This window comes from Pseudomonas sp. LB3P58 (genome assembly GCF_054897895.1).
This window is the reverse complement of the sequence record NZ_JBUBVE010000001.1, coordinates 1,687,554-1,708,716: the sequence shown is the minus strand read 5'-3', so window position 1 is coordinate 1,708,716 and position 21,163 is coordinate 1,687,554. Positions and strand designations below refer to the sequence as shown.

General features: G+C 59.2%; 20 protein-coding genes. 5 read left to right on the top strand and 15 right to left on the bottom strand.

Annotated features, from left to right (window positions below):
• Positions 1–3: 3 nt before the first annotated feature.
• The 9 genes from ACYZTZ_RS07990 to ACYZTZ_RS07950 form a co-directional block, all read right to left on the bottom strand.
• Positions 4–1,512 carry an aldehyde dehydrogenase family protein gene (locus ACYZTZ_RS07990; RefSeq protein ID WP_461997749.1) on the bottom strand — a complete coding sequence of 503 codons (1,509 nt, stop codon included), beginning with the start codon at positions 1,510–1,512 and terminating at the stop codon, positions 4–6.
• Positions 1,499–2,566, bottom strand: coding sequence for an aminoglycoside phosphotransferase family protein (locus ACYZTZ_RS07985; protein ID WP_461997748.1), 1,068 nt, complete (start codon positions 2,564–2,566; stop codon positions 1,499–1,501). Before ACYZTZ_RS07985 ends, ACYZTZ_RS07990 begins: the two co-directional genes overlap by 14 nt.
• A gap of 5 nt (positions 2,567–2,571) precedes the next feature.
• Positions 2,572–2,916: a cupin domain-containing protein gene (locus tag ACYZTZ_RS07980; RefSeq protein ID WP_008145703.1), complete on the bottom strand. Its 345-nt coding sequence runs from the start codon at positions 2,914–2,916 to the stop codon at positions 2,572–2,574.
• 26 nt (positions 2,917–2,942) lie between these two features.
• Positions 2,943–3,311 (bottom strand): cupin domain-containing protein, encoded by a 369-nt coding sequence (locus tag ACYZTZ_RS07975; protein ID WP_461997747.1) that lies wholly within the window; start codon positions 3,309–3,311, stop codon positions 2,943–2,945.
• Positions 3,304–4,587, bottom strand: coding sequence for a nucleotide disphospho-sugar-binding domain-containing protein (locus tag ACYZTZ_RS07970; RefSeq protein ID WP_461997746.1), 1,284 nt, complete (start codon positions 4,585–4,587; stop codon positions 3,304–3,306). Before ACYZTZ_RS07970 ends, ACYZTZ_RS07975 begins: the two co-directional genes overlap by 8 nt.
• 34 nt (positions 4,588–4,621) lie before the next feature.
• Entirely contained in the window at positions 4,622–5,701 is a 1,080-nt protein-coding gene (locus ACYZTZ_RS07965) for an ABC transporter ATP-binding protein (protein ID WP_461997745.1), read from the bottom strand.
• Positions 5,694–6,500, bottom strand: coding sequence for an ABC transporter permease (locus ACYZTZ_RS07960; protein ID WP_134101625.1), 807 nt, complete (start codon positions 6,498–6,500; stop codon positions 5,694–5,696). The genes ACYZTZ_RS07965 and ACYZTZ_RS07960 overlap by 8 nt, the downstream gene beginning before the upstream one ends.
• Positions 6,497–7,357, bottom strand: coding sequence for an ABC transporter permease (locus ACYZTZ_RS07955; RefSeq protein WP_461997744.1), 861 nt, complete (start codon positions 7,355–7,357; stop codon positions 6,497–6,499). The genes ACYZTZ_RS07960 and ACYZTZ_RS07955 overlap by 4 nt, the downstream gene beginning before the upstream one ends.
• 97 nt (positions 7,358–7,454) lie before the next feature.
• On the bottom strand, positions 7,455–8,429 hold the full coding sequence (locus tag ACYZTZ_RS07950; RefSeq protein ID WP_461997743.1) for a polyamine ABC transporter substrate-binding protein: 975 nt from the start codon (positions 8,427–8,429) through the stop codon (positions 7,455–7,457).
• Between the two features lie 275 nt (positions 8,430–8,704).
• Here ACYZTZ_RS07950 and ACYZTZ_RS07945 point away from each other — a divergent pair, with 275 nt between their 5' ends.
• Positions 8,705–9,637 (top strand): GntR family transcriptional regulator, encoded by a 933-nt coding sequence (locus ACYZTZ_RS07945; protein WP_461997742.1) that lies wholly within the window; start codon positions 8,705–8,707, stop codon positions 9,635–9,637.
• Positions 9,638–9,733: 96 nt separating this feature from the next.
• Complete coding sequence (locus tag ACYZTZ_RS07940; RefSeq protein ID WP_461997741.1) at positions 9,734–11,017, top strand: nucleotide disphospho-sugar-binding domain-containing protein; 1,284 nt, start codon at positions 9,734–9,736, stop codon at positions 11,015–11,017.
• Here the strand turns inward: ACYZTZ_RS07940 and ACYZTZ_RS07935 are convergent.
• Together ACYZTZ_RS07935 and ACYZTZ_RS07930 are read right to left on the bottom strand one after the other, a co-directional pair.
• Entirely contained in the window at positions 10,995–11,387 is a 393-nt protein-coding gene (locus tag ACYZTZ_RS07935) for a cupin domain-containing protein (RefSeq protein WP_461997740.1), read from the bottom strand. The two genes, ACYZTZ_RS07940 and ACYZTZ_RS07935, sit on opposite strands and share 23 nt — an antisense overlap.
• A gap of 18 nt (positions 11,388–11,405) precedes the next feature.
• On the bottom strand, positions 11,406–12,803 hold the full coding sequence (locus tag ACYZTZ_RS07930; RefSeq protein WP_461997739.1) for an NAD(P)/FAD-dependent oxidoreductase: 1,398 nt from the start codon (positions 12,801–12,803) through the stop codon (positions 11,406–11,408).
• A 158-nt stretch (positions 12,804–12,961) separates the two neighbouring features.
• Between ACYZTZ_RS07930 and ACYZTZ_RS07925 the strand changes: the two genes are divergently transcribed.
• The 3 genes from ACYZTZ_RS07925 (at position 12,962) to ACYZTZ_RS07915 (ending at position 14,850) form a co-directional block, all read left to right on the top strand.
• A complete protein-coding gene (locus ACYZTZ_RS07925; protein WP_461997738.1) occupies positions 12,962–13,780 on the top strand; it encodes a helix-turn-helix domain-containing protein in 819 nt (272 codons plus the stop codon).
• 81 nt (positions 13,781–13,861) lie between these two features.
• Complete coding sequence (locus ACYZTZ_RS07920; RefSeq protein ID WP_461997737.1) at positions 13,862–14,374, top strand: P-loop NTPase family protein; 513 nt, start codon at positions 13,862–13,864, stop codon at positions 14,372–14,374.
• Between the two features lie 191 nt (positions 14,375–14,565).
• On the top strand, positions 14,566–14,850 hold the full coding sequence (locus ACYZTZ_RS07915; RefSeq protein ID WP_461997736.1) for a hypothetical protein: 285 nt from the start codon (positions 14,566–14,568) through the stop codon (positions 14,848–14,850).
• 66 nt (positions 14,851–14,916) lie between these two features.
• On the opposite strand, the gene ACYZTZ_RS07910 is transcribed toward ACYZTZ_RS07915, so the two are convergent.
• The 4 genes from ACYZTZ_RS07910 to ACYZTZ_RS07895 are packed head-to-tail and all read right to left on the bottom strand — an operon-like array spanning position 14,917 to position 21,156.
• Positions 14,917–15,267, bottom strand: coding sequence for a copper-binding protein (locus tag ACYZTZ_RS07910; RefSeq protein ID WP_461997735.1), 351 nt, complete (start codon positions 15,265–15,267; stop codon positions 14,917–14,919).
• Positions 15,264–18,422: an efflux RND transporter permease subunit gene (locus tag ACYZTZ_RS07905; RefSeq protein WP_461997734.1), complete on the bottom strand. Its 3,159-nt coding sequence runs from the start codon at positions 18,420–18,422 to the stop codon at positions 15,264–15,266. The genes ACYZTZ_RS07910 and ACYZTZ_RS07905 overlap by 4 nt, the downstream gene beginning before the upstream one ends.
• The gene (locus ACYZTZ_RS07900; RefSeq protein WP_461997733.1) at positions 18,419–19,903 is read right to left on the bottom strand and encodes an efflux RND transporter periplasmic adaptor subunit; all 1,485 of its coding nucleotides are present in this window, start codon (positions 19,901–19,903) and stop codon (positions 18,419–18,421) included. Before ACYZTZ_RS07900 ends, ACYZTZ_RS07905 begins: the two co-directional genes overlap by 4 nt.
• On the bottom strand, positions 19,900–21,156 hold the full coding sequence (locus tag ACYZTZ_RS07895; RefSeq protein WP_461997732.1) for a TolC family protein: 1,257 nt from the start codon (positions 21,154–21,156) through the stop codon (positions 19,900–19,902). Before ACYZTZ_RS07895 ends, ACYZTZ_RS07900 begins: the two co-directional genes overlap by 4 nt.
• Positions 21,157–21,163: the final 7 nt, after the last annotated feature.

Sequence of the window (21,163 nt, the reverse complement as noted above, 5' to 3'; positions counted from 1 at the left end):
GCGTTAAACCTGATCGCGATAGAACACGTCGTCGGCATACGGATACCACCAGTCCTGAATCTTCGGCTGGTGATCGATGATGACCATTTTCGAGCGACGGAACGCTTCAAGGCCCTGACGCCCGAGTTCGCGTCCCAGGCCCGACATCTTCCAGCCACCAAATGGCAGCGCGTCGTTGTCGATCAGTGGGTTGTTGACCCAGACCATCCCGGCTTCAAGACGCTCGGCGGCTTCCATTGCTTCGGCAAGATCGGTTGTGAACAGCGATGCGCCGAGACCGAACGGCGAGTCATTGGCCAGATGCACCGCTTCGTCGAAATCGCTGACACGGCAAATCGCCGCGACGGGGCCGAAGCACTCTTCCTGGAGAATCGCCATGTCGCGGGTCACGCCGGTGAGAATGGTCGGTTCGTAGAACCAGCCCACCGTGTGCTGTGGCGGGATCCGTCCACCGCAGACCAGCGTCGCACCTTTGGCCAAGGCGTCGTCGACCAGGCGCATGACTTTGTTGCGTGCGGCCTCACTGACCATCGGCCCGATTTCCGTACGCTCCAGACCATGACCTATGCGCAAGGCACGCGTACGTTCGGCGAACTTCTCGACGAACTCATCGTGGATCTCATCGACCACGTAGAAGCGCTCTGCCGAGGTGCAAATCTGCCCGCTCAGGTGGAACGCAGCGGTCACCGCTCCCGCCGATGCGACGTCCAGTGGTGCGTGTTTTGAGATGATCAACGGGTCGCTGCCACCGGCCTCGATGACGCACGGTTTCATCTGTTCTGCACACGCCACCGCCACCGCTTTGCCCGCCGCGACGCTACCGGTAAAAACCACGGCGTGAGTCCCGGTCGACTTCACCAGCAGCTGCGCAGTCACCGCATCGCCCGGCACGCAAGACACCAGACCCGGCAACAGCGAGGTGAAATGCTCCATAAACTTGAGCGTGCAAAGGGTTGTGGCTTCGGCCGGTTTGACGATGCAGGCGTTACCCGCCGCCAGCGATGCGGCGACCGTCCAGCACATCAACAGGATCGGAAAGTTGAACGGCATGATGTGCACGCTGACGCCATACGGCTCATAACGCACATGCTGGAACGAGCCGATCTGCGTGGTGCCGGCGACCTTGCCCGCATCGTCCCGAGCCATTTCCGCGTAGTAGCGAAAGATCGGCGCGCAGTTCGCCAGTTCGCCCATGGCTTCGGGAAACGGCTTGCCCATTTCCAGGGTCATCAACCGCGCGACTTCGCGGTTGCACGCGACGTTCTGTTCGATCGCATTGGCCAACTGATGCAAACGCGCGGCACGGCTTTTGGCGTCGATCAACCGCCATTGTTTTTGCGCGGTGGTGGCGGCATCGACGGCGGCTTGCACGTCGGCTTCGCCACACAGGCCGACCTGCCCGACCGGTTGCAGCGTCGCCGGGTCAAGCACTTCGCGGGCGCGGGTATTCGTCAGGGGCAGGTACTCGGCGTTGATGAAACGCAGGGCAGTGTCAGTGTTAAACGTGGCCATGGGATGATCCTTGAACCAATCGATAAGGGGTTTCGCGCAATGTCGCCAAGGTCGCGGGCGATAGATCCTCGCGCCAACCCGGTACGTGCCGGTTGAGCCAATCGCGCAGCGGAGCAAAGGCCTCGGCGTCCAGCGCTCGAACAAACAAACCCAGGGTGCGCGGCAGATGCGCCAGGTAACCGTGCTTGCCATCGCGGCCCGCCAGGCGCACAAAAATCCCCAGCACCTTGGCGTGACGCTGGGCGGCCAGCCGCCGGTAATCTTCGAGAAAACGCGGCGCATTGAGCTCCGGGCGTTGCATCAGGTAGTGCGTCAGCAACGCCACGCGCAATGCTTCGGGCACGTCGCGGCGAGCGTCTTCGAGCAACGACATCAAGTCGTACGCTGCCGCACCGATCAGTGCGTCCTGAAAATCCAGCAGTCCGCAGGCCGCAACGCCTTCGCGGCCTTCCAGCAGCATCAGGTTGTCGACGTGGAAGTCGCGCAACACCAAGGCTTCGCGACGTTGCGCGACATCGCTGCAAGCTTTGGCGAACAGCGTCAGAAACGACTCGCGCAGGTTGAGCGCCGCCTCCTTGCCAATCAGCAGCGGGATGTACCAGTCGATCAGCAGCGCACACTCGTCACTCAGTTGTCGGGCATCGTAAGGCGCCATTTCTGCCGCTGGTGGTACGCGATGCAACGCCACCAGCGCATCGACGGCCAAGCGATACAGCGTCGCTTCCGGATGCCCCGCCGCCAACAATCGGGTGTAGGTGTCGTGACCGAAATCTTCGATCAACGCCAAACCCGCCTCTTCGTCAACCTGCACCAGGGCCGGCGCGGAAAGCCCCAGCCCGTGCAAGTGACGGGCGACCTGCACAAACGGACCGATCGGCTCGCTGTGCGGTGGCGAGTCCATCAGCAACAGACCTTCGCCGCTTAAACGAAAGTAGCGCCGGGTCGAGGCATCCGCCGGCAACGCAACCAGCTGCGCCTCGGCGAAGCCGGCACGCGCCAGAAAGGCTGCGCGCTGGTCCTCACGCGTTGGCGATAACGCACGTGTTTCAGTCATGGCATTCACCGGATCATGTAGACCTTTTTCACCGTCTCGTGGACGGTGCATACGCCTTTCCAGTCCTTGCGGAAAAAGGCGGCCGTGTCGGGTTTGATCTCGATCACTTCGCCGGACTCATGGACGTAAGTGCAGCGGCCTTCGAGGAAATGGCAGAACTCGTCGCTGGTGACATGGCAAAACCATTTACCCGGCGTGCAGATCCACACACCGCACTCGGACTGGCCTTCGGGGCCTTTGTGCAGCACCACGCCAGAGACATGGGATTGACCTTCGAGCATGGTCGGGATCACGCCCCAATCTTTAACGTCGGTGATGCTCAGCGGGTCGTACAGAAACGGGGTAGTCATGTGTTGCTCTCCAAAAAAATTCAGGCTCAAGCCAGCATGTAAACGTTGCGCAGGGTTTCCCGGACGTGGCATTCGCCGGTCCAGCCAGCCGGGAACAACACCAGTGTGTTGGGCCGCACTTCGATCACTTCACCGTCGTCATTGCGGTAAGTGGCATGGCCTGCGATGAAATGGCACAGCTCGTCACGGGGAATCGACAGCCGCCAGCGACCGGGCGTGCAGACCCAAAGCCCGGTTTCAGGACTGTTATTCGGACCTTTGAACAACAGTCGGCCGCTGGAGTGCGAGACGCCTTCGACGGCGTCGCTCTGCACGCCCCAGTCCACCAGATCGGTGCGACTGCTGACGGCTTCGAGGTGCGGCGTAAAATCCGCCGTCGTGTTTTGATCAGGCATTGTTCAGCACCTTGTCGAGAATGTCGGCCGCATCCGCTGGCCCTTTGCGTGATTGCATTTGCACGCTGGTGTGCTGCAAACGTTGGCGCATCGCCGCGTCGTTGAGGCAGGCGGCGAGTTTTTCCGCCAACTGCGCTTCGCTCCAGTCGTAGCGATCGAGCTTGAAACCGTGACCGCTTTCTTCGGCGCGCATGGCGTTGTCGTGACCGTCCCAGACGTACGACATGACAATCGCCGGTTTGCCGAAGAACAGGCACTCGGTAAAGCTGTTGTTGCCGCCGTGGTGGATCACCGCATCGACCTGGGCAATCACCGACGGCTGCGGGAACCAGTTGGAGATCAGCACGTTGTCCGGCAGGTCCGGGTATTCATCGAGGTGCTCACCGACATTGAACAACGCGCGATAAGGCAACTTGCCCACCGCACTGATCAGACGTTGGAGCAAATCGACATCACCGGATCCGAGGCTGCCAAAACTGACGTAGAGCAATGGCTTGTCGTTGTTGGCGCGGAACTCGGGAATCTCGTACGTCGTATCGTGACGCACGCACCCTTGCAGGTAGTGGAAGCGCTCGGCCGGCAACGGATGACGGCGCTCGAACTTGACCGCGTCCGGGTACAGCAACAGGTTCATGTAAGGCGAGGCTTCGAAGAATGTGCCGAGCGGATACGGCTGCTCGCCATGGGTTTGCAGGAACTGGTTGAAGTCTTCGTGGATCGGCCCGATCACGTCTTCAAAACGCTGCCGAAACTGTGCGTGACCGGCCTTGTCGTCGATGCTCATGCCCGACAGGTGCGGTGGGATATCCGGGTCTTCGATCTCGTTTTCCGAACAGGAAATGATCCGCACCCAGGGCTTGCCGTATTTCTTGATCGCCGGGAACAGGATCACGTTGTCGACGCAGATCAAGTCCGGCTTGACCTTGTCCAGCACCGCCGGCAGATCCTTTTGCGCCCACTTCGCGGTGTCGACGATGGCGGCCCAGCATTCCTTTACGTAGTTGTCGATTTGATCGAGTGGGGATTTGCGGAAGTTGGGAATGTGGCCGTTGATGAAATCGACCCAGTAACGGGCCATTTCTTCGGCCGGCATGGGCGCCGACATGTTGACCATGTGCTCTTCAAAACCATATCCGGCATACACGCCACTCATGCCCGGGTCGGTGAGGAATACTGCTTTGTGGCCGAGGGCTTCGCACGCCTGGGCGATACCGACTGAGTTGAGCGCCGGGCCATAAGCGGCTTCCGGAAAGAAGGCGATTACTTTCTGTTTCATCGAGCGGTACTCCTGCCTGGTCTTTTTTTATTGTTCAGCGCGTCAGAACACGGGCGTGGCGAGCCTGCCAGCCGAGCCGGACGCTCATACCGATAGCAAAATGAGCAAATTCGAATTGCGAGGACGGCACCCGGACGATCAAGGCCTTGTCGCTGAGCGCCGTTTGTACATGCACGTTGGTGTCGAGGCCGTGATAGGCGATTTCGACGATATTGCCGATCACCCGATTGGCGCAGTCGTCGCCCTCCTCCGTCAGCACCTGTAAACGTTCCGGGCGAACGACGACGGCAACTTTTTGCCCCGGAATCAACGGCGCGTCGGTCTCGACTGCCAGCTCCTGGCCGTTGACGCGCACCGAGTGCTCACCCGATCGCACGCCTTCGAACAGGTTGCTGACACCGATAAAGTTGGCGACAAACCGGCTGTTGGGATTCTCGTAGAGTTCGGTCGGGCTGCCGCACTGGCAGACCTTGCCGCCGTCGAGCACGGCCATGCGATCCGACATCACCAACGCTTCTTCCTGATCGTGGGTGACGATGATGAAAGTGATACCGCTCTCGAGTTGCAGGCGTTTGAGTTCGAGCTGCATTTTTTCCCGAAGCTTTTTGTCGAGTGCGCCCAACGGCTCATCGAGCAGCAACACCCGCGGCCGTTTAACCAGCGCCCGCGCCAGTGCGACACGCTGACGTTGACCACCGGAGAGCTGATCCGGTTTACGGTCCGCCAGCTCACCGAGCTGCGCGGTGCTCAGCACTTCATCGACCCGGCGACGGATCTCCGCCTCCGGCAGACGCTCCATCTCCAGCCCGTAGGCGATGTTCTTGCGCACGGTCATATTGGGAAACAGCGCGTAAGACTGGAACATCAGGTTCAACGGACGCTTGTTGGCCGGCAGCGGCGAGATGTCTTTGCCATCCAGATAAATGCAGCCGGCGCTGGGTGTTTCGAAACCGGCGAGCATGCGCAACAGCGTGGTCTTGCCGCAGCCGGACGGCCCCAGCAGCGCAAAGAACTCGTTCTCGCGGATGTTCAGCGACACCTCGTCAACCGCCAGACCGTTGCCATAAGACTTGCTGACCTTGTCCAGGATCAGTACCGCAGATGAATTATTCATGGGTGCGAGGAGCCTTGTTGAGACGCTGCGAAGCCAGCAGCGCGGTGATGCTGACCAGCATCACCAGCGTCGCCAGAGCGTTGATTTCCGGGGTGACGCCAAATCGGATCATGGCGTAGATCTGCATGGGCAACGTGGTGGAAGCCTGGCCGGAACCGGAGTTGAAAAAGGCGATGATGAATTCGTCCACCGACAAGGTGAACGAGAGCAATCCGCCCGCCAGCACGCCGGGGAAAATCGCTGGAAGCAGCACCCGGCGAAAGGTGGTGAACCAGCTCGCACCCAGGTCGATCGAGGCTTCGAGAATCGAATAGTCGAAATGTTTGAGCCGCGTGCGCACCACCGCACAGACGAAGGCAATGTTGAACACGGCGTGGCTGATGATGATCGAGTGCAGGCCCAGCCCAACCTTGAGCAGGTTGAAAAAGCTCAGCAGCGCAATCGCCAGGACGATGTCGGGAATGATCATCGGCGCCATCAACAAGGTGTCGACGACTTGTCCCTTGTCATTGCCCTTGCGGCGCAACTCGATGCCCAGCGCCAGGAACGTCCCGAGCACGCAGGCAATGAATGTCGCCGACAGCGCGACGATCAAGGTGTTGAGGGCCGCCGACAAAATGGCCGAGTTATGCGCCAGCGCCACGTACCACTTCAGCGATACGCCGCCCCACGCCGTGGGCAAACCGGACTTGTTGAACGACAGCAGGATCAACACCAGGATCGGCACATAAAGGAAGGCGTAAACCAAACCCAGATGCGTGCCGAGTACCGTGCCGCCAACCGAACGTGACTGACTCATGCGCGACCCCCTTCTGCACGACGGGCAACCAGTGCCTGAACGAACAACAGAATCAGCATGATCGCGATCAGGAAGAAGCTCAGCGCTGCACCGAACGGCCAGTCCCGCGCCGTGAGGAATTGCGAGTAAATCAGGTTGCCGACCATCTGCACCTGCTTGCCGCCCAACAGGTCGGCAGTAATGAAGTTGCCGATGCTGAGGACGAAGACAAACACGGCGCCGGCCGCAACTCCGGGAACGCTCAGCGGCAAGATGATCCGCCGAAAAGTCATCCAGCCCGAGGCACCCAGGTCTTTCGACGCATCCCAGAGTTCGTTGTTGATCCGTGACAGCGAAGAGAAAATCGCCAGGATCACAAACGGGATGTAGTTGTAGACCAGCCCCAGCACCACCGACGCTTCGGTGTACAGCAAGCTGATCGGTTCGCCGCTGTAGCCGAACATCTGCAGCATCCAGTTGATCAAGCCTTCGCGATTCAGCAGGACGATCCAGGCATAGGTGCGGATCAGGTAGTTACTCCAGAACGGCAGCATCACCAAAAACAGGAACACCGCTTGCCGGCGCCGCGGAGCACGAGCAATCGCGTAGGCGGCCGGGTAGCCGATCAGCACCGCAAAGACCGTCGCCAGACCGGCGATCTTTGCCGATTTGAGCAAGATGCCCAGGTACAGCGGATCGAACGCGCGCTGGTAGTTTTCCCAGGTAAACAGCCAGTCGATACCGCCATAAGCACCGCGCTCGACGAAGCTGTAGACCAGCACCAGCAGGCACGGAATCACCAAAAAGGTCAGCAGCCAGCCAAAGCCGGGCGCAAGAAGCCAGGCCGACAGACGCCTGTCAGCATGCAAAGCACTCATTACCCATATCCTCCCGCCCCGGAACGGAGGCGGCATGCGAGCGTGGCGAGGCATGCGGGGCATGCCTCGGTTCGGTGCGGCTTACGTTTTGTGCGGCTTAGTTCTGTGCCGCCATGATTTCGGTGACGGCCCGGGTGTAGGCCTTTTGCGTCGTGCCACCCAGATCGCGCAACTGTTCCATCTTCAACAGTTCGCTCGGGGCGATCGTCAAGTTGGGGTATTGCTTGAGCAGGTCAGCGGACAAACCAGCCATTGCGGCCTGGTTGGGGATTTTGTAGAGGATGTTTTCAGCCACCCAGACGTGGTTTTCCCTGGCGAGCATGAAGTTGACGAACTTGAACGCCTCCTCCTGATGCTTCGAGCTTTTCAGCACGACCATGGTGTCCACCCAAAGGTCGGAACCTTCCTTGGGCACGACAAACTTGATGGCCGCATTGGCTTGGGTGCCGTAGTTGCACCAGCCATCCCACGCGTGCGCCATCAGCGATTCGCCGGAAGCGAGCTTGGAGTAGAAGGTGGTGTCGTCGAAGGAGAGGATGCGTTTCTTGGTAGCGATCAACTGATCGCGGACGGCGGCGATCTGTTTGGGATCGTTGTCGTTGACCGACCAACCCTTGGCCAGAAAACCGGCCCCGAGCATCCAGCGGTCAGTGGCGAGCATCGTCACTTTGCCTTTGAGCGCATCGCTCGGGTTGAGCAGTTCATTCCAGCTCACCGGCGCTGGCGTGACCTTGTCGGAGCGGTAGCAAATCCCGGTTGTACCCCAGGTGTACGGCACCGAGAAATGGTTGCCCGGGTCATATTCCAGCTGGGTGGCTTCGGGATAGAGGTTTTTAAGATTGGGGACTTTGACGGGATCGATATCTGCCAGCAGGCCTTGCTTGTGCAGGACTTCGGCGAAAGGAGAGGAGACAAACACAACGTCATAGCCTTCACCGCCAGACGCCATCAGCTTGCCCATGATTTCTTCGTTGGTCGCGTGCAATGCCTTGTCGACGTCAACGCCGCTGGCCGCTTTGAACTTGTCCAGCGCATCCGGGGCCATGTAGCCGTCCCAGATCGAAATCACCATGTCTTTTGCACTTGCGGCCTGTGAAGCGATCGCCAGGGAGGCGCTCAATCCCAGACACATAAGGCCTTTCAGCTTTCTCATAATACTCACCCGACGATTGATTATTTTTGTGTTCGAAGGCAGTACGGCGTAAAGAGAAACGATTGCATATGTTTTTTTTTAGAAATTAGGACCAGCACGATTCGATGTCAACGGTTTTTTTTTGCGCCTGACGGTTTTGCGATGCATGGCATAAGATGAGCACCTGAGTCGACGCGCCCAAAAGAGATAGACGCTTGAGCACAACACCCGAGAAGAAACCCCGCACCAACCACCTGGAACTCGCCCGCCGGATTCTGGAGCACACCCAGGAAACCGGGCTGGTGGCCGGCGACCCGGTCGCCGAGCAAGCGCTGGCGCGGACATTCCAGGTGTCACGCACACTGATTCGTGGCGCACTTAAAGTGCTGCTGGAAGAAAACCTGCTGAGTCATGAGGCCGGCAAAGGCTATCGACTGATCGCACCGCCGACCGGCCAGGCATTCAATGCCGCATTGCCACAAGCCGAGGAAGAAGAGCTGGCGACCTCGGTGCTGCGCGACCGCATGGCCGGACGCCTCGGGGACAGCATCAGCATCAGCGAACTGATGCGTCGTTACGACATCGGCCGGCCGGCCGCGCAAAAAGCCCTGCAACAACTGAGTGAAAACCAGGCCATTGAGCGCGGCCCCGGCCAGTCCTGGCTGTTTCGCCCTTCACTGAACAGCCTCGCCGCCCTCGAAGAAAGCCTCAAATTCCGGCTGATTCTGGAGCCGGAAGCCCTGCTCAGCCCTAACTTCAACGCCGACCCACAACGCCTGGCGTTACTGCGAAGCGCTATGCAAACCTTGCTCTCGAGCCCCGTAGAGCATTTCGATACCCAGCAATTTCGCGAACTGGATATCAGCTTCCATGAACTGCTCGGCCAGAGCTGCGGCAATCGTTTTATCGGTGACGCCCTGCTCCAGCATCAGAGCCTGCGGCGCCTGCCGAATCTGTTGCCGACCGTCAGCGTGCACCGCCTCCAGGAAGCCCTGCGCGAACATCTGCAAATCATCGCGCACATCGAGCGTGGCCAGCTGGAGATCGCCGCCGACCTGCTGCGACTGCACCTGCGCCTGAGCGCCGCCCAGCGCCCGCAAACCGCAAACCGCGGCATCCCGCAAGGCCAGTTGTTCGGGCGTCGCTGAACAGCTCAAAAAACATGATGATTTTTTTTATAAAATAAGACAGGATCCAGTCATCTTCAGGCACGGCGGGCTGTACCCGCCTTGGACGTCCTCGCCATGCACACACAAAAACTTATCGCCTTGTTTCCGGAAGCCAGTTTCGGCGCGGCCTTGAACTGCATTGGTATCGCCCAATCGCTGCGTGAGCTGGGAGCAAAACCGGTCTTTATTTGCCACGAACATTTTCAAGGGCTTTTCGCCGAATACGGCTTCGACGAATACCCGATTCCGCAAGCCAGTCCGTTGTCGGCAGCGGAACACCAGCATTACTGGGAACGTTTTATCGAGCGCAACATTCCCTACTTCGACCAGACTCCGCTGGCGCAGATCGACAGCTATGTGGCGCCGGCCTGGGAAGCCATTATCGACACCGCGATTGAAGCGGAAAAACCGCTGCAACAGTTGCTCGGGCGCCTTAAACCGGACGTCATCGTCCTCGACAACGTGGTCATGTTCCCCGCCATCGCCAACGCGGGATGCCCGTGGGTGCGGATGGTTTCCTGCGCTGAAACCGAACTGCCGGATGCCGCCGTACCGCCGTATTTGTCGGGCTGCCTGGCGGACGACGTAGATGCCCGCGAACGTTTTGCCGAGCATTACCGCAAAGCTGTCGCGCCGGCCCATGAACGCTTTTCGCAGTTTCTCGCGAGCAACGGTACGACGCCCTGCCCACCCGGTCAGTTCCTCAATGATTCACCGTGGCTCAACCTGTTGCTGTCGCCAACGCCGGTGCGTTATGAACGCCAATCGCCGCTGGACCCGCAGCGCTATGTGTACCTCGACGGTTGCGTACGCCGCGAGGCGCCTTACATCGTTCCCGACTTCCCACGGCACAACGACGCGCCGCTGATCTACATCAGCTTCGGCAGCCTCGGTGCCGCCGACACCGACATGATGAAGCGCCTGATCGGGACCATCGAAGCCCTGCCCTATCGCTTTCTCATCAACGTTGGCGCCTATCGGGACATGTACACCACCGTCCCGGACAACGTGTATCTGGACAGCTGGTTTCCACAGCCGGCCGTGCTCAAGGAGTGCCAGTTGTTCATCCACCACGGTGGCAACAACAGCTTCTGCGAAGCGCTGTACTTCGGCTTGCCGTCACTGATCATTCCTTACTGCTGGGACGGTCACGACAACGCCGTACGCGCCGAGGAAGTCGGCGTCGGCCGCTACTTGCCGCGCTTTGCCGATCCACTGTCCGCGCTACCCGCCGCTCTCGAAAAACTGCTGGCCGATCAGTCGATGAAACAGCGCCTCGAAGCGTTCAGCAAAAATATGCAGGCGACTCGCGGCACTGACATTGCGGCGCGAGCGATCATGGCGTTGCCTGACGCCTAGCGGTTTCGACGCCACCCCTGAGGATCATGAACACCTTGCGCACCGGCGTCAGGTTTTCCCAGGTGCCTTTGAAGCCGGCGGCGACCACAAACGTGGCGCCGGCCTTGAACTCCTGGCTGACGCCATTGCTGTCAGTCAGACGAACGTGTCCTTCGAGCAAATGACAGAGTTCGTCGTAGTCGCATTCACATCGCTCGAGGTGCTCCGGCGCTTCCCAGATGCCACCGACCGCTTTTTTCTGCGGCGCCACAAAGTGCCGCCAGCTACGACTGTGATATGGGGTGTCGACCACTTGGGGATCGCTGGTTTCCAACTCGACCGCGGGCAAATCGGGGTTGGCAAAATCGATGATGTGATCAGGTTTACTCATGGTCATTCTCACTCCGTTTCAAGAATCAAAACCGATGCCCAGCGCATCAAACCCTTTAAGCAGCCAGTCGCGGTGGCCGGTAAGGTCTTCGCGGGCCAGTGAGCGCTGCGCCAGCGAAACGCCCACATAACGCAGGGGCTCGGGGGGAAACGGAAAAGGTGCTGTCGAAGTCATTGCCAGTTTCGTGCGCTCGGTAGATTTGCCCTCGAGCAAATCAAGCATGGTCAACGCCGCGAAACGGCTGGCGGACACGCCCTGCCCCGTGAACCCTTGGGCATACGCAATGCGACCGTCAGACGAGGTGCCGCAGAACATCGTGGTGCGTGCGGAGGTATCGATGATGCCGCCCCAGGCATGGCTGAACGTGACGTCCGCCAATACCGGAAAAGCCGATTTGAATTGCCGGGCGAGTGTCGCGAAGCTTTCCGGACGTTGCGTTAACGCCTCATCGCGCCGGCTCCCGAAGTGATAGATGGCGTCGTAACCGCCCCAGAGGATGCGGTTGTCTTCGGTCTTGCGCAGGTAATGAAACTGATTGCCACTGTCGGCAATCCCGTAGCGGCCGACCCAACCGATGGCGCGCAGCTGAGCATCGTCGAGCGGCTGAGTCGCTAATGCGTAGTCATAAATGGGAATGACCTTTGACTTCAACTCCCCCAGCAACGGCGGCGCGACGTTGGTGCCGAGTGCGACTTTGACCGCTTTGACAGAGCCCAGTCCGGCTTCCAGTACCTGATGATTGCCATCTTGATGCAGTGCGATCACCGGCGAATGCTCGAACAGCTGCACACCTTGCGCAAGGCACACGCGCCGCAGTTCCACGACCATCTTCACCGGATTCAGCAACGCATAATTGGGCTCAAAAACGCCCGCAACATAGGCCGGCGAGTCGAGGTGTGACTTGAGCGCCGCGCCATCCAGAAATTCGCAGGCGATGCCAAAGCGCTCGTAGTTACGCTGCATCGACCTTAGCCCTTCAACCTGCCAGGGCTGACTCGCGACATTCAATTTTCCGGAGCGCTCAAACGCTACGTCCATGCCATAGCGCTGCAGATCCTCCTCAAATGCCACCAGGTTTTCCCTGCCCAGTCGCACCAGTTGCTCTGCTTCCTTGGGCCAACGCTTCAGCGCATTCGAAACACCGTGGGAAATACTCGGCGCACAGAACCCGCCATTGCGCCCACTCGCCTCGCCACCGCACTGCCCGGCTTCAAGCACAACGATGGTTGCTTCAGGCCAGCGCTGACGCGCCATCAGCGCAGTCCATAGCCCGACAAATCCCCCGCCCACAATCGCAATATCACACGTCACTTCACCCGTGAGCCTCGGCGCGGCGGTCGCTGGCGTTTGTGTTTCCTGCCAGACCGGATAAGGCCGAGCGTCCGCCAGGGACTGGGTCGCGATGGGAAGTGTCATGCGCTCATGCTCCGTAAAATTCATGGGCTGACGCTAAAGCAATAACCGACGCTTTCACAGGCGCAACGGGCAGGCAAACATCGCAGCGGACACGGGCGGAAAAGTACGGCTTCTGGAATACTCTGGGCTTTGCCCTGATCTGCACCCTGGAGTTCGTCGTGGAAGTACCTGATTTACCCACCACCCCAACCTTCCTGGCGGATCCTTCGAGCACGCAGACTCATGAAGTTGCGGTGCATTATCACGAGGCGTGGAAGCAGCGTGACCTGGACGCTGTGATGGCGCTCTATCACCCGGCCATCGAGTACAACGATTTTTTCCAGAACCGGACCATCGAGTACTCGCAATTGCGCGACTATCTCGCGGCAAGCATGCCGATGGGATCAGAAGAGTTTCAGATTTACACCGATCGCTTGCGCATCGATGGCGACACCGCGTTCCTGCAGTACCGGGTGACGCTCAATGGCAGCGAGGGTCTTGTTTCATTCCGCACTGTTGAAGCACTGTCGGTACGGGACGGGCTGATCATTAAAGTCAACGAACACGCAATGCTGGTCAGCCATGCCCCAACGTTAACCCGCCCGGCCTATAGCGCTGAGGCGGTCAGTCGTTTGGGATTATCAGCCCGTCAGGTCGGGGCGCTCGCCAATGATTTGCAGCAGTACTTCGAACAGACCAAGCCCTACCTCGATCCGCGGCTGGACCTGTCTCATGTCGCGGCATCGACTGGCTACACACGCAACCAGATCTCGTTCTTTCTCAATCAGGTTCGGGGGCAAACGTTTTATACGCTGCTCAATCAGCTGCGCCTGGATGAAGCCCTTTCACGTTTGAATGCGCAACGCCACGCCTCGCGCATTGACGAGATTGCCAGTGCCTCAGGCTTTAACTCGCTGTCCACGTTCTACCGTTGCTTCAAGCAAAAAACAGGGTGTTCGCCGAAGGCTTATTTGCAGCAACTGTCTCTTCCTGAATAAGGTTTACACCCATCCATCAGCCTTTAACTGTCCATCCAAAACCTGCACAATCGGCGGCTTTTTTTGCGACAGGAAGTCCTCATGCAACGGATTGTAATTCTGGGCAATGCCGGTAGCGGCAAATCCACCCTCGCCCGCGCCCTCGGCAAGCGCCTGAGTCTGCCCGTGGTGCACCTGGACACGCTGTTCTGGGAACCCGGTTGGGTCGAACCCGACGCTGAGCAGTTCCGCGCACGGGTCGGCGAAGCGATCGCACCGGATGCCTGGATTTGTGAAGGCAACTATGCGCGGAGAACCTTCGACCTTCGCCTGCCCCGTACCGACCTGATCATCTGGCTCGATACGTCGCGGCTCACCTGTTTCACCCGGGTGATCATGCGCAGCGTAATGAACCGCCCTCGCCCTGACCTTGCAGCAGGCTGTACAGAGAAGCTCGACCGGGCGTTCCTGACCTTCCTGAACTTCGTGTGGAATTTCGATCGTGGCTATCGCCCGGGTATCGAGGCGGTGCGCCTGGCCCTAGGCCCGCAAATTTCTACGCTGCACTTGCGCGATACCCGGCAGATTGCCGCATTTCTCAATAGCTTGCCCTAGGCCCAGCAAGGGTTGTGAGAGAAAACCCTCGGGTTCGCGAAGAAGTCCGTGTGTCGCACAAAGACGAGTCAGGTTTCGATGTGGCTTTTTTACGACTACCTTTATCCGTCAGAACTACCTCTGCATCCATAAACAAGCAGCTATCGGCACGAGTGCATACGAATACATGCTCCCCACTTAGAGGATCAGACATGCATCCATCCTTTCTGCAGCGCATCGATGAGCTCGGCGTTCTGCTAGTCCACTCCAACGCAGCAGGCATCGATTTCTTCCGGCGCACTAATCGACTGAAGTCGCGCCGCGGTGTTCGCTTCCAGGTGGTGACCATGAAGCTCGGCATCTTCCAGGTCGTCGAGCGATACACTGGCAAGACCTGGGCCTACCGTTTCAACTACCGAGAGGCCATGGATTTCGCCATCCAACTCGAGGAAAAGTCCAACCGTCGGAAGGGAGTTGCGCGGTCTTCGGCGAGCTAATGCCGCATCTGGCACGGGTAACGACCGGCGCGACATGGTGCGCCGGTCACCTCCACCACCGCTATCTCACTTTTTTATTGAAACAATCGCCGCTCTGCCACCCTCGACTCGAAATGAAAACGACACTCGGTCTCCTGCCGTCAGCCCTGTCAGCTGATCTTCCGTCACGGAAAAGGCCATGGTCATCGGCGGCCATTGCACAGCTGGAACAGCGCCGTGAGAGATGGTCACCGTATGCTTCGTAGTATCGATAGCCTTGATCGTTCCGTCGGCGGTGGCGACTGGAGCCTGCGTTGTTTCCTGCTTCATCTGCATGCCCTCCATTCCGTCCATTTTCATGCCCGGCATGTCCTCTGCCATGGCAGAAAAAGACAACGCTACTACGGTGCTGGCAACTGCAATCAGGGTCAGTTTCATACGACTTTTCCTTGAGGGTTGATGGGTTCAACTGAGAGGTGGCGGCGACGCATCAGGCGATAGGCCGCCGGAATGACAAACAGGGAAAGCAAGGGGGCAGTGACCATGCCGCCGACCATGGGTGCAGCAATTCGGCTCATCACCTCACTGCCGGTCCCGCTGCCCAGCAAGATGGGTAACAAGCCAGCAATGATGACGGCCACGGTCATGGCCTTAGGTCGAACACGCTGCACGGCGCCTTCGCGAATCGCCGCAACCAGACCGCGCTCAGTGCTGTCGCCGAGGTCTTCACGTTCGGCCCAGGCGTTCTTCAGGTAGAGCAGCATGATCACGCCAAACTCGGCGGAAACACCGGCCAAGGCGATAAAGCCGACCCCGGTGGCGACTGACAAATTGAATCCCAATAGATAGAGGAACCATGCCCCGCCAGTAAGGGCGAATGGCAGCGTGGCCATGATCAGCAAGGCCTCATCGAAGCGAGCAAAAGTCAGGTAGAGCAACACGAAGATGATCAACAGCGTGGCAGGCACCACCAGTTTGAGTCGTGCGTTGGCCCTTTCGAGAAACTCGAACTGCCCTGAGTAACTCAGGCTCATGCCGGGCTGCAACTTGACCTGCTCATTGACGACCCGTCGTAGATCAGCGACCACCGACGCAATGTCCCTCCCCCGCACATCGATGTACACCCAGCCCGAAGGTCGTGCGTTCTCGCTCTTGAGCATCGGCGGACCGTCCGTGACTTTGACCTTCGCCACTGTGCCGAGGGTGATCTGGCTACCTAACGGGGTATAGATCGGCAATTGCTCCAAGGCGCCGAGCGAGTCACGCCACTCCCGTGGATAACGCACGTTGATCGGGAAGCGTGCGAGCCCTTCAATGGTCTCACCGACATTTTCACCGCCGATTGCGCCAGCCACGATGGACTGCACATCGGCGATATTCAGTCCGTAGCGAGCGGCGGCTTTGCGGTCGATATCCACATCGATATAGCGGCCACCAGTCAGACGCTCGGCCAGAGCCGAACTGACGCCGGGCACGTCCTTGGCCACTCGCTCAACCGCCTGAGTCGCGGCATCGATCTCCGTCAGGTTGGTGCCGGCAACTTTCACTCCGATGGGACTCTTGATCCCCGTAGCCAGCATGTCGATACGGTTGCGAATCGGTGGTATCCAGATATTCGTCAGCCCAGGAACTCGTACCACTCGATCCAGTTCTTCCACCAACTTTTCCTGGGTCATGCCTGGACGCCATTGCTCATGTGGTTTGAACTGGATCGTGGTTTCGAACATCTCCAGCGGTGCGGGGTCGGTGGCGGTTTCAGCGCGCCCCGCTTTACCGAAGACGTGTTCGACTTCAGGCACGGTCTTGATCAAACGGTCAGTCTGTTGCAGCAGTTGTGCCGCTTTCTGCGCCGACAATCCCGGCAGAGCTGAAGGCATATACAGCAGATCACCCTCGTCCAACGGGGGGAGAAACTCACCCCCCAGGCGCGACATTGGCCATAGCGCACTGACAAAAACCAATAGCGCCACCAGCAGCGTGATCTTTGGTCGACGCAAGACTGCGTCCAGGGCTGGCTGATAGATCCGAATCAACCACCGGTTCAACGGGTTCTGATGTTCACTGGGAATTCGTCCACGAATCCAGTAGCCCATCAGCACCGGCACCAAGGTCACTGACAATCCCGCCGCTGCGGCCATGGCGTAGGTCTTGGTGAAAGCCAAAGGACCGAACAGCCGTCCCTCCTGAGCTTCCAGCGTGAACACCGGAATGAACGACAGAGTGATGATCAACAAACAGAAGAACAACGCCGGGCCTACCTCTGCCGCCGCTTCGGTCATCACGTGCCAATGACGCTCACCCTTCAGTTCTTCCCCCGGATTGGCCGCGTGCCACGCCTCAATCTTCTTGTGGGCGTTCTCGATCATCACCACGGCAGCATCGACCATGGCGCCGATGGCGATGGCTATCCCGCCCAAGGACATAATGTTGGCGTTGATCCCTTGGTAACGCATGACGATGAAGGCAATCAGCACCCCCACCGGCAAGGAGATGATTGCCACCAGGGATGAGCGCAGGTGCCAGAGGAAGATCCCACACACCAACGCGACAACGATGAACTCTTCGATTAGCTTGTGGCTGAGATTTTCCACGGCGCGGTCGATCAGCTTGCTACGGTCGTAGGTGGTGACGATTTCCACCCCGGCCGGCAGACTGCTTTTCAGTTCGTCGAGCTTGGTCTTGACCGCTGCAATGGTCTCGCGCGCATTCTTGCCGCTGCGCAATATCACCACGCCGCCGACGGTCTCGCCTTCGCCGTCGAGTTCAGTAATGCCACGCCGCATTTCCGGTCCCAACTGAATCGTGGCTACATCGCCAAGGGTCACCGGCACTCCTCCCGAAGCCAGCTTGAGCGGGATCGCACGGAAGTCATTGAGCGTCTTCAGGTAACCGGAAGCACGCACGATAAACTCGGTCTCTGCCATCTCCAGCACCGCGCCACCGGTTTCCTGGTTGGCCTTGCCGATGGCTTCGGTCACCTCAGCCTGAGTAATACCGAGGCTGGCCAGTTTGAGCGGATCAAGCTGCACCTGGTACTGCTTGACCATGCCACCCACGGTGGCCACTTCCGCAACGTTGGGCAGGGTCTTGAGTTCGAACTTGAGGAACCAGTCCTGAAGTGCGCGTAGCTGCGCCAGATCGTGCCCGCCACTGCGATCCACCAGCGCGTATTGGAAGATCCAGCCCACGCCCGTCGCGTCTGGTCCCAACGCCGGCTTCGCGCTGGCCGGCAACCGACCTTGTATTTGGCTCAGATACTCCAACACCCGCGAGCGAGCCCAGTACAAGTCAGTGCCGTCTTCGAACAGCACGTAAACGAAGCTGTCACCGAAGAAGGAATAGCCACGCACCGTCTTGGCACCCGGCACCGAGAGCATGGTGGTGGCCAACGGATAGGTCACCTGGTTCTCGACAATCTGCGGCGCTTGTCCCGGAAAAGGGGTGCGGATGATCACCTGAACATCCGAGAGATCTGGCAGCGCATCGATGGGCGTGCTCTGCACCGACCAAATGCCCCAAGCCGTGACAAACAGCGTCGCCAGTAGCACCAGGAATCGGTTGGCCACTGACCAACGAATCAGGGCAGCGATCATGGCTGGCTCCCCGATTTTTCCAGGTGCTCAACACGCAGGCCATCGTCGGTCTGACTCACCGCAACCCGAACCTTGTCACCCGTTTTGAAGCCCTGCATCAGCGCCGGGTTGGCGAGTGGGAACGTCATCGTCATACCAGGCATGCCCAGCGTCTTGAAAGGACCATGGGCGAGCGTGACTTCTTTGTCGTTGATCTCAACGATCTGCCCATCCGCTTCATGAAAGCTGGAGGCTGCTGCGCTGGGTGGTGACTCTTCCTCCGAGCTTGCAACGATGCCCTTGAGACTGGCCTCCGAGTCGAGCAGGAACTGGCCAGAGGTAACCACTTTCTGGCCTTCTTCCAGACCTTTCACTATCGCCGTCTTGCCGTCGCTTTCCTGCCCGAGTTGCACCACCACGGGACGGTAGCGGCCGGCGTCTTCGGCGAGCATCACCAGAGCACGTCGGCCCGTGCGAATGACGGCTTCGCTCGGCACCCACAACACACTTTGCTCGGTCGAGCGGTTCAGGCGTACCTGCGCGGTCAAACCCGGCCTGAGGCGCCCGTCCGGATTGGGTAGTTCCACCCGCACACGAAGGGTGCGGCTGTCCGGATTGGTCTCGGGCAAAATCGCGCTGACCTTGCCATTGAGCGTTGTCCCTGGGAGGGCTGGCAGACGCGCTTCGACCGCCTGCCCCACGGTGATCGATCCGGCATCCGATTCTGGAACGGCCACGGCTAGCCAGACACTGCTCAAGCCATTGACGCGTGCCAACGTATCGCCAGTCGCCACGGTCATGCCCGCACGTACGTTCAATTCTTGCAGCACACCGGCAATGGGGCTGGTGAGCGTCAGGTAGGGCTGAACCTTACCGCCACGCTCTACCTGAGTAATCAGTGTTGCCGGCATCCCTGTGAGTCGTAGTCGCTGGCGAGCCGCAGCCAACAGGTCAGCATCCCCGTTGCGCTTCAGTGCAAGAAACTCTGTCTGGGCAGCGGCCCACTCAGGCACCAGGATATCTGCCAACGCCGCGTTGGCTTTGAGTACATCGCCGGGAGCATGGGCATAGACCCGCTCCACAAAGCCAGTGGTGCGTGCCTGAATCACAGCGACATCACGTTCGTTGAACGTCAAGGCACCTGTCACATCGAGGCTCGACTCAAAAATCCCACGAGTGACAGTCGCAAAACGCAGACCTAGATTCTGGGTCAGACCTGGATCGATACTGACGCTCGCACGGTCCCCTGTGCCGCTGGCGTACTGGGGGACCAGTTGCATGTCCATGAAGGGGGATTTCCCCGGCTTATCGAACTTTTGCTGCGGGTACATGGGGTCGTACCAATACAGAGCCTTGCGTTCATCCGGTGAATTGTGGCTCTGTTCCGGGGCGGTACCTGGCACTCCGCTCATGCGCTGGTGAGCGAACCAGTAACCACCGGCAACACCCAATGCCAGCGAGATACCTACCAGCAATGCCCCGTTCCATTTTTTAAGGATCATTGGCTGGTCTCCCCATAAGCAAAATACAGACGCGCACTGGTCAGTGCTCGCTGCTCTTCCACATCGATCTGTTTGAGACGGGCTTCGATGAGTTCACGTCGGGCGGCAACAACGGCGCTTAAATCGCCTTTGCCGGCGCGGTAGCTGGCCATGCTGAGTTCGACCTTTTCCTTGGCCAGTGGTAACAGACTTTCCTGGTTGCGGCGCACGGCACGATTCAGGCGCTCATAGTCAGCCAGTTCGTTTTCCAGTTGCTGGGTGTGCTCGCGTGACAGAGCTTCGCGCTCGGCCTCAAGCTGGCTGAGTTCAGCCTGTTTGGCTGCGATTTTGGGGTTTTGGCGAGAGTCAGGAAACAGCGGCAGGTCCCAGGAAAATTGCACGCTGACCATATCGCCAAACTCACGGCCACGACGCTGGTAATCCAGTTCCCAGCTCCAGTCCGACTGCTTCTCCGACACAGCCTCACGAACCTTGGCTTGCGCTTCGCGGGTCATCGGCGCAAACGCGGCCAACTCGGGATGGTGTTGCAGTTTATGAGAGTAGCTTGAGGGATCGACGGGCCATTCAGGCAAGCTGCCCACAGGCTTGTCGTTGGCAGCCGAGCCAATCCAGCGTTTGAGGGCCGCTCGGGCCTGCGTGCGCTGGCGAGTCAGATCGTCCTGTTGCTCCACCAGTTGAGCCGCTTCTTGCTTGGGCGTCACTGCATCGGCGGGTTGAGCGCGGCCTCCGGCAATCTGGGCCCGGACGGTATCGCTCAGCAGGCGGTTTTCTTTGTAGAAGTCCTGGAACAGCGCATCTTTGCGCTCAACCGAGTAGCTACTGATCCAGGCCAACGCCGTGGACTGGCGTACCTTCAGACGTTCGACTCGACGCTCCGCAGCGGCGCGATCAACCGCCGCATCGGCGACTTCAATGCGAGCTTTGCGCTTGTCGCTGTTGAGCATCTCCTGCCTGACCCCGACCATTTGCATGGTCATGAAATCATGGTCGATGCTCCAGCGATCCGGACCGCCAATGGGGTAGTTCTGCACACCCAGCAGCAGTTTGGGGTCAGGTAGCTCACCGGCTGGAATAGCCGCGCTGCTGGCAGCTTGAATTTTGGCGTCTTGTGCGGTCAGCGACGGTGCATTGTTTTCGGCCAGCCGCAACGCTTCATCGAGTGTCAAGGCGGCAGCGAAGCTCGGCAATGCCAATACGCTTGCCGCCAGACCGGCCACGAGTGACCAACCTGTGCAATAGCACTTGGAGTTCATGTTTACG

Excerpts from the sequence above, each read along its gene's own strand:
- ACYZTZ_RS07990 (WP_461997749.1), bottom strand. The coding sequence starts at position 1,512 with ATGGCCACGTTTAACACTGACACTGCCCTGCGTTTCATCAACGCCGAG.
- ACYZTZ_RS07970 (WP_461997746.1), bottom strand. The coding sequence starts at position 4,587 with ATGAAACAGAAAGTAATCGCCTTCTTTCCGGAAGCCGCTTATGGCCCG.
- ACYZTZ_RS07960 (WP_134101625.1), bottom strand. The coding sequence starts at position 6,500 with ATGAGTCAGTCACGTTCGGTTGGCGGCACGGTACTCGGCACGCATCTG.
- ACYZTZ_RS07985 (WP_461997748.1), bottom strand. The coding sequence starts at position 2,566 with ATGACTGAAACACGTGCGTTATCGCCAACGCGTGAGGACCAGCGCGCA.
- ACYZTZ_RS07940 (WP_461997741.1), top strand. The coding sequence starts at position 9,734 with ATGCACACACAAAAACTTATCGCCTTGTTTCCGGAAGCCAGTTTCGGC.
- ACYZTZ_RS07935 (WP_461997740.1), bottom strand. The coding sequence starts at position 11,387 with ATGAGTAAACCTGATCACATCATCGATTTTGCCAACCCCGATTTGCCC.
- ACYZTZ_RS07965 (WP_461997745.1), bottom strand. The coding sequence starts at position 5,701 with ATGAATAATTCATCTGCGGTACTGATCCTGGACAAGGTCAGCAAGTCT.
- ACYZTZ_RS07915 (WP_461997736.1), top strand. The coding sequence starts at position 14,566 with ATGCATCCATCCTTTCTGCAGCGCATCGATGAGCTCGGCGTTCTGCTA.
- ACYZTZ_RS07920 (WP_461997737.1), top strand. The coding sequence starts at position 13,862 with ATGCAACGGATTGTAATTCTGGGCAATGCCGGTAGCGGCAAATCCACC.
- ACYZTZ_RS07905 (WP_461997734.1), bottom strand. The coding sequence starts at position 18,422 with ATGATCGCTGCCCTGATTCGTTGGTCAGTGGCCAACCGATTCCTGGTG.
- ACYZTZ_RS07895 (WP_461997732.1), bottom strand. The coding sequence starts at position 21,156 with ATGAACTCCAAGTGCTATTGCACAGGTTGGTCACTCGTGGCCGGTCTG.
- ACYZTZ_RS07975 (WP_461997747.1), bottom strand. The coding sequence starts at position 3,311 with ATGCCTGATCAAAACACGACGGCGGATTTTACGCCGCACCTCGAAGCC.
- ACYZTZ_RS07980 (WP_008145703.1), bottom strand. The coding sequence starts at position 2,916 with ATGACTACCCCGTTTCTGTACGACCCGCTGAGCATCACCGACGTTAAA.
- ACYZTZ_RS07955 (WP_461997744.1), bottom strand. The coding sequence starts at position 7,357 with ATGAGTGCTTTGCATGCTGACAGGCGTCTGTCGGCCTGGCTTCTTGCG.
- ACYZTZ_RS07950 (WP_461997743.1), bottom strand. The coding sequence starts at position 8,429 with ATGGTGATTTCGATCTGGGACGGCTACATGGCCCCGGATGCGCTGGAC.
- ACYZTZ_RS07900 (WP_461997733.1), bottom strand. The coding sequence starts at position 19,903 with ATGATCCTTAAAAAATGGAACGGGGCATTGCTGGTAGGTATCTCGCTG.
- ACYZTZ_RS07910 (WP_461997735.1), bottom strand. The coding sequence starts at position 15,267 with ATGAAACTGACCCTGATTGCAGTTGCCAGCACCGTAGTAGCGTTGTCT.
- ACYZTZ_RS07930 (WP_461997739.1), bottom strand. The coding sequence starts at position 12,803 with ATGACACTTCCCATCGCGACCCAGTCCCTGGCGGACGCTCGGCCTTAT.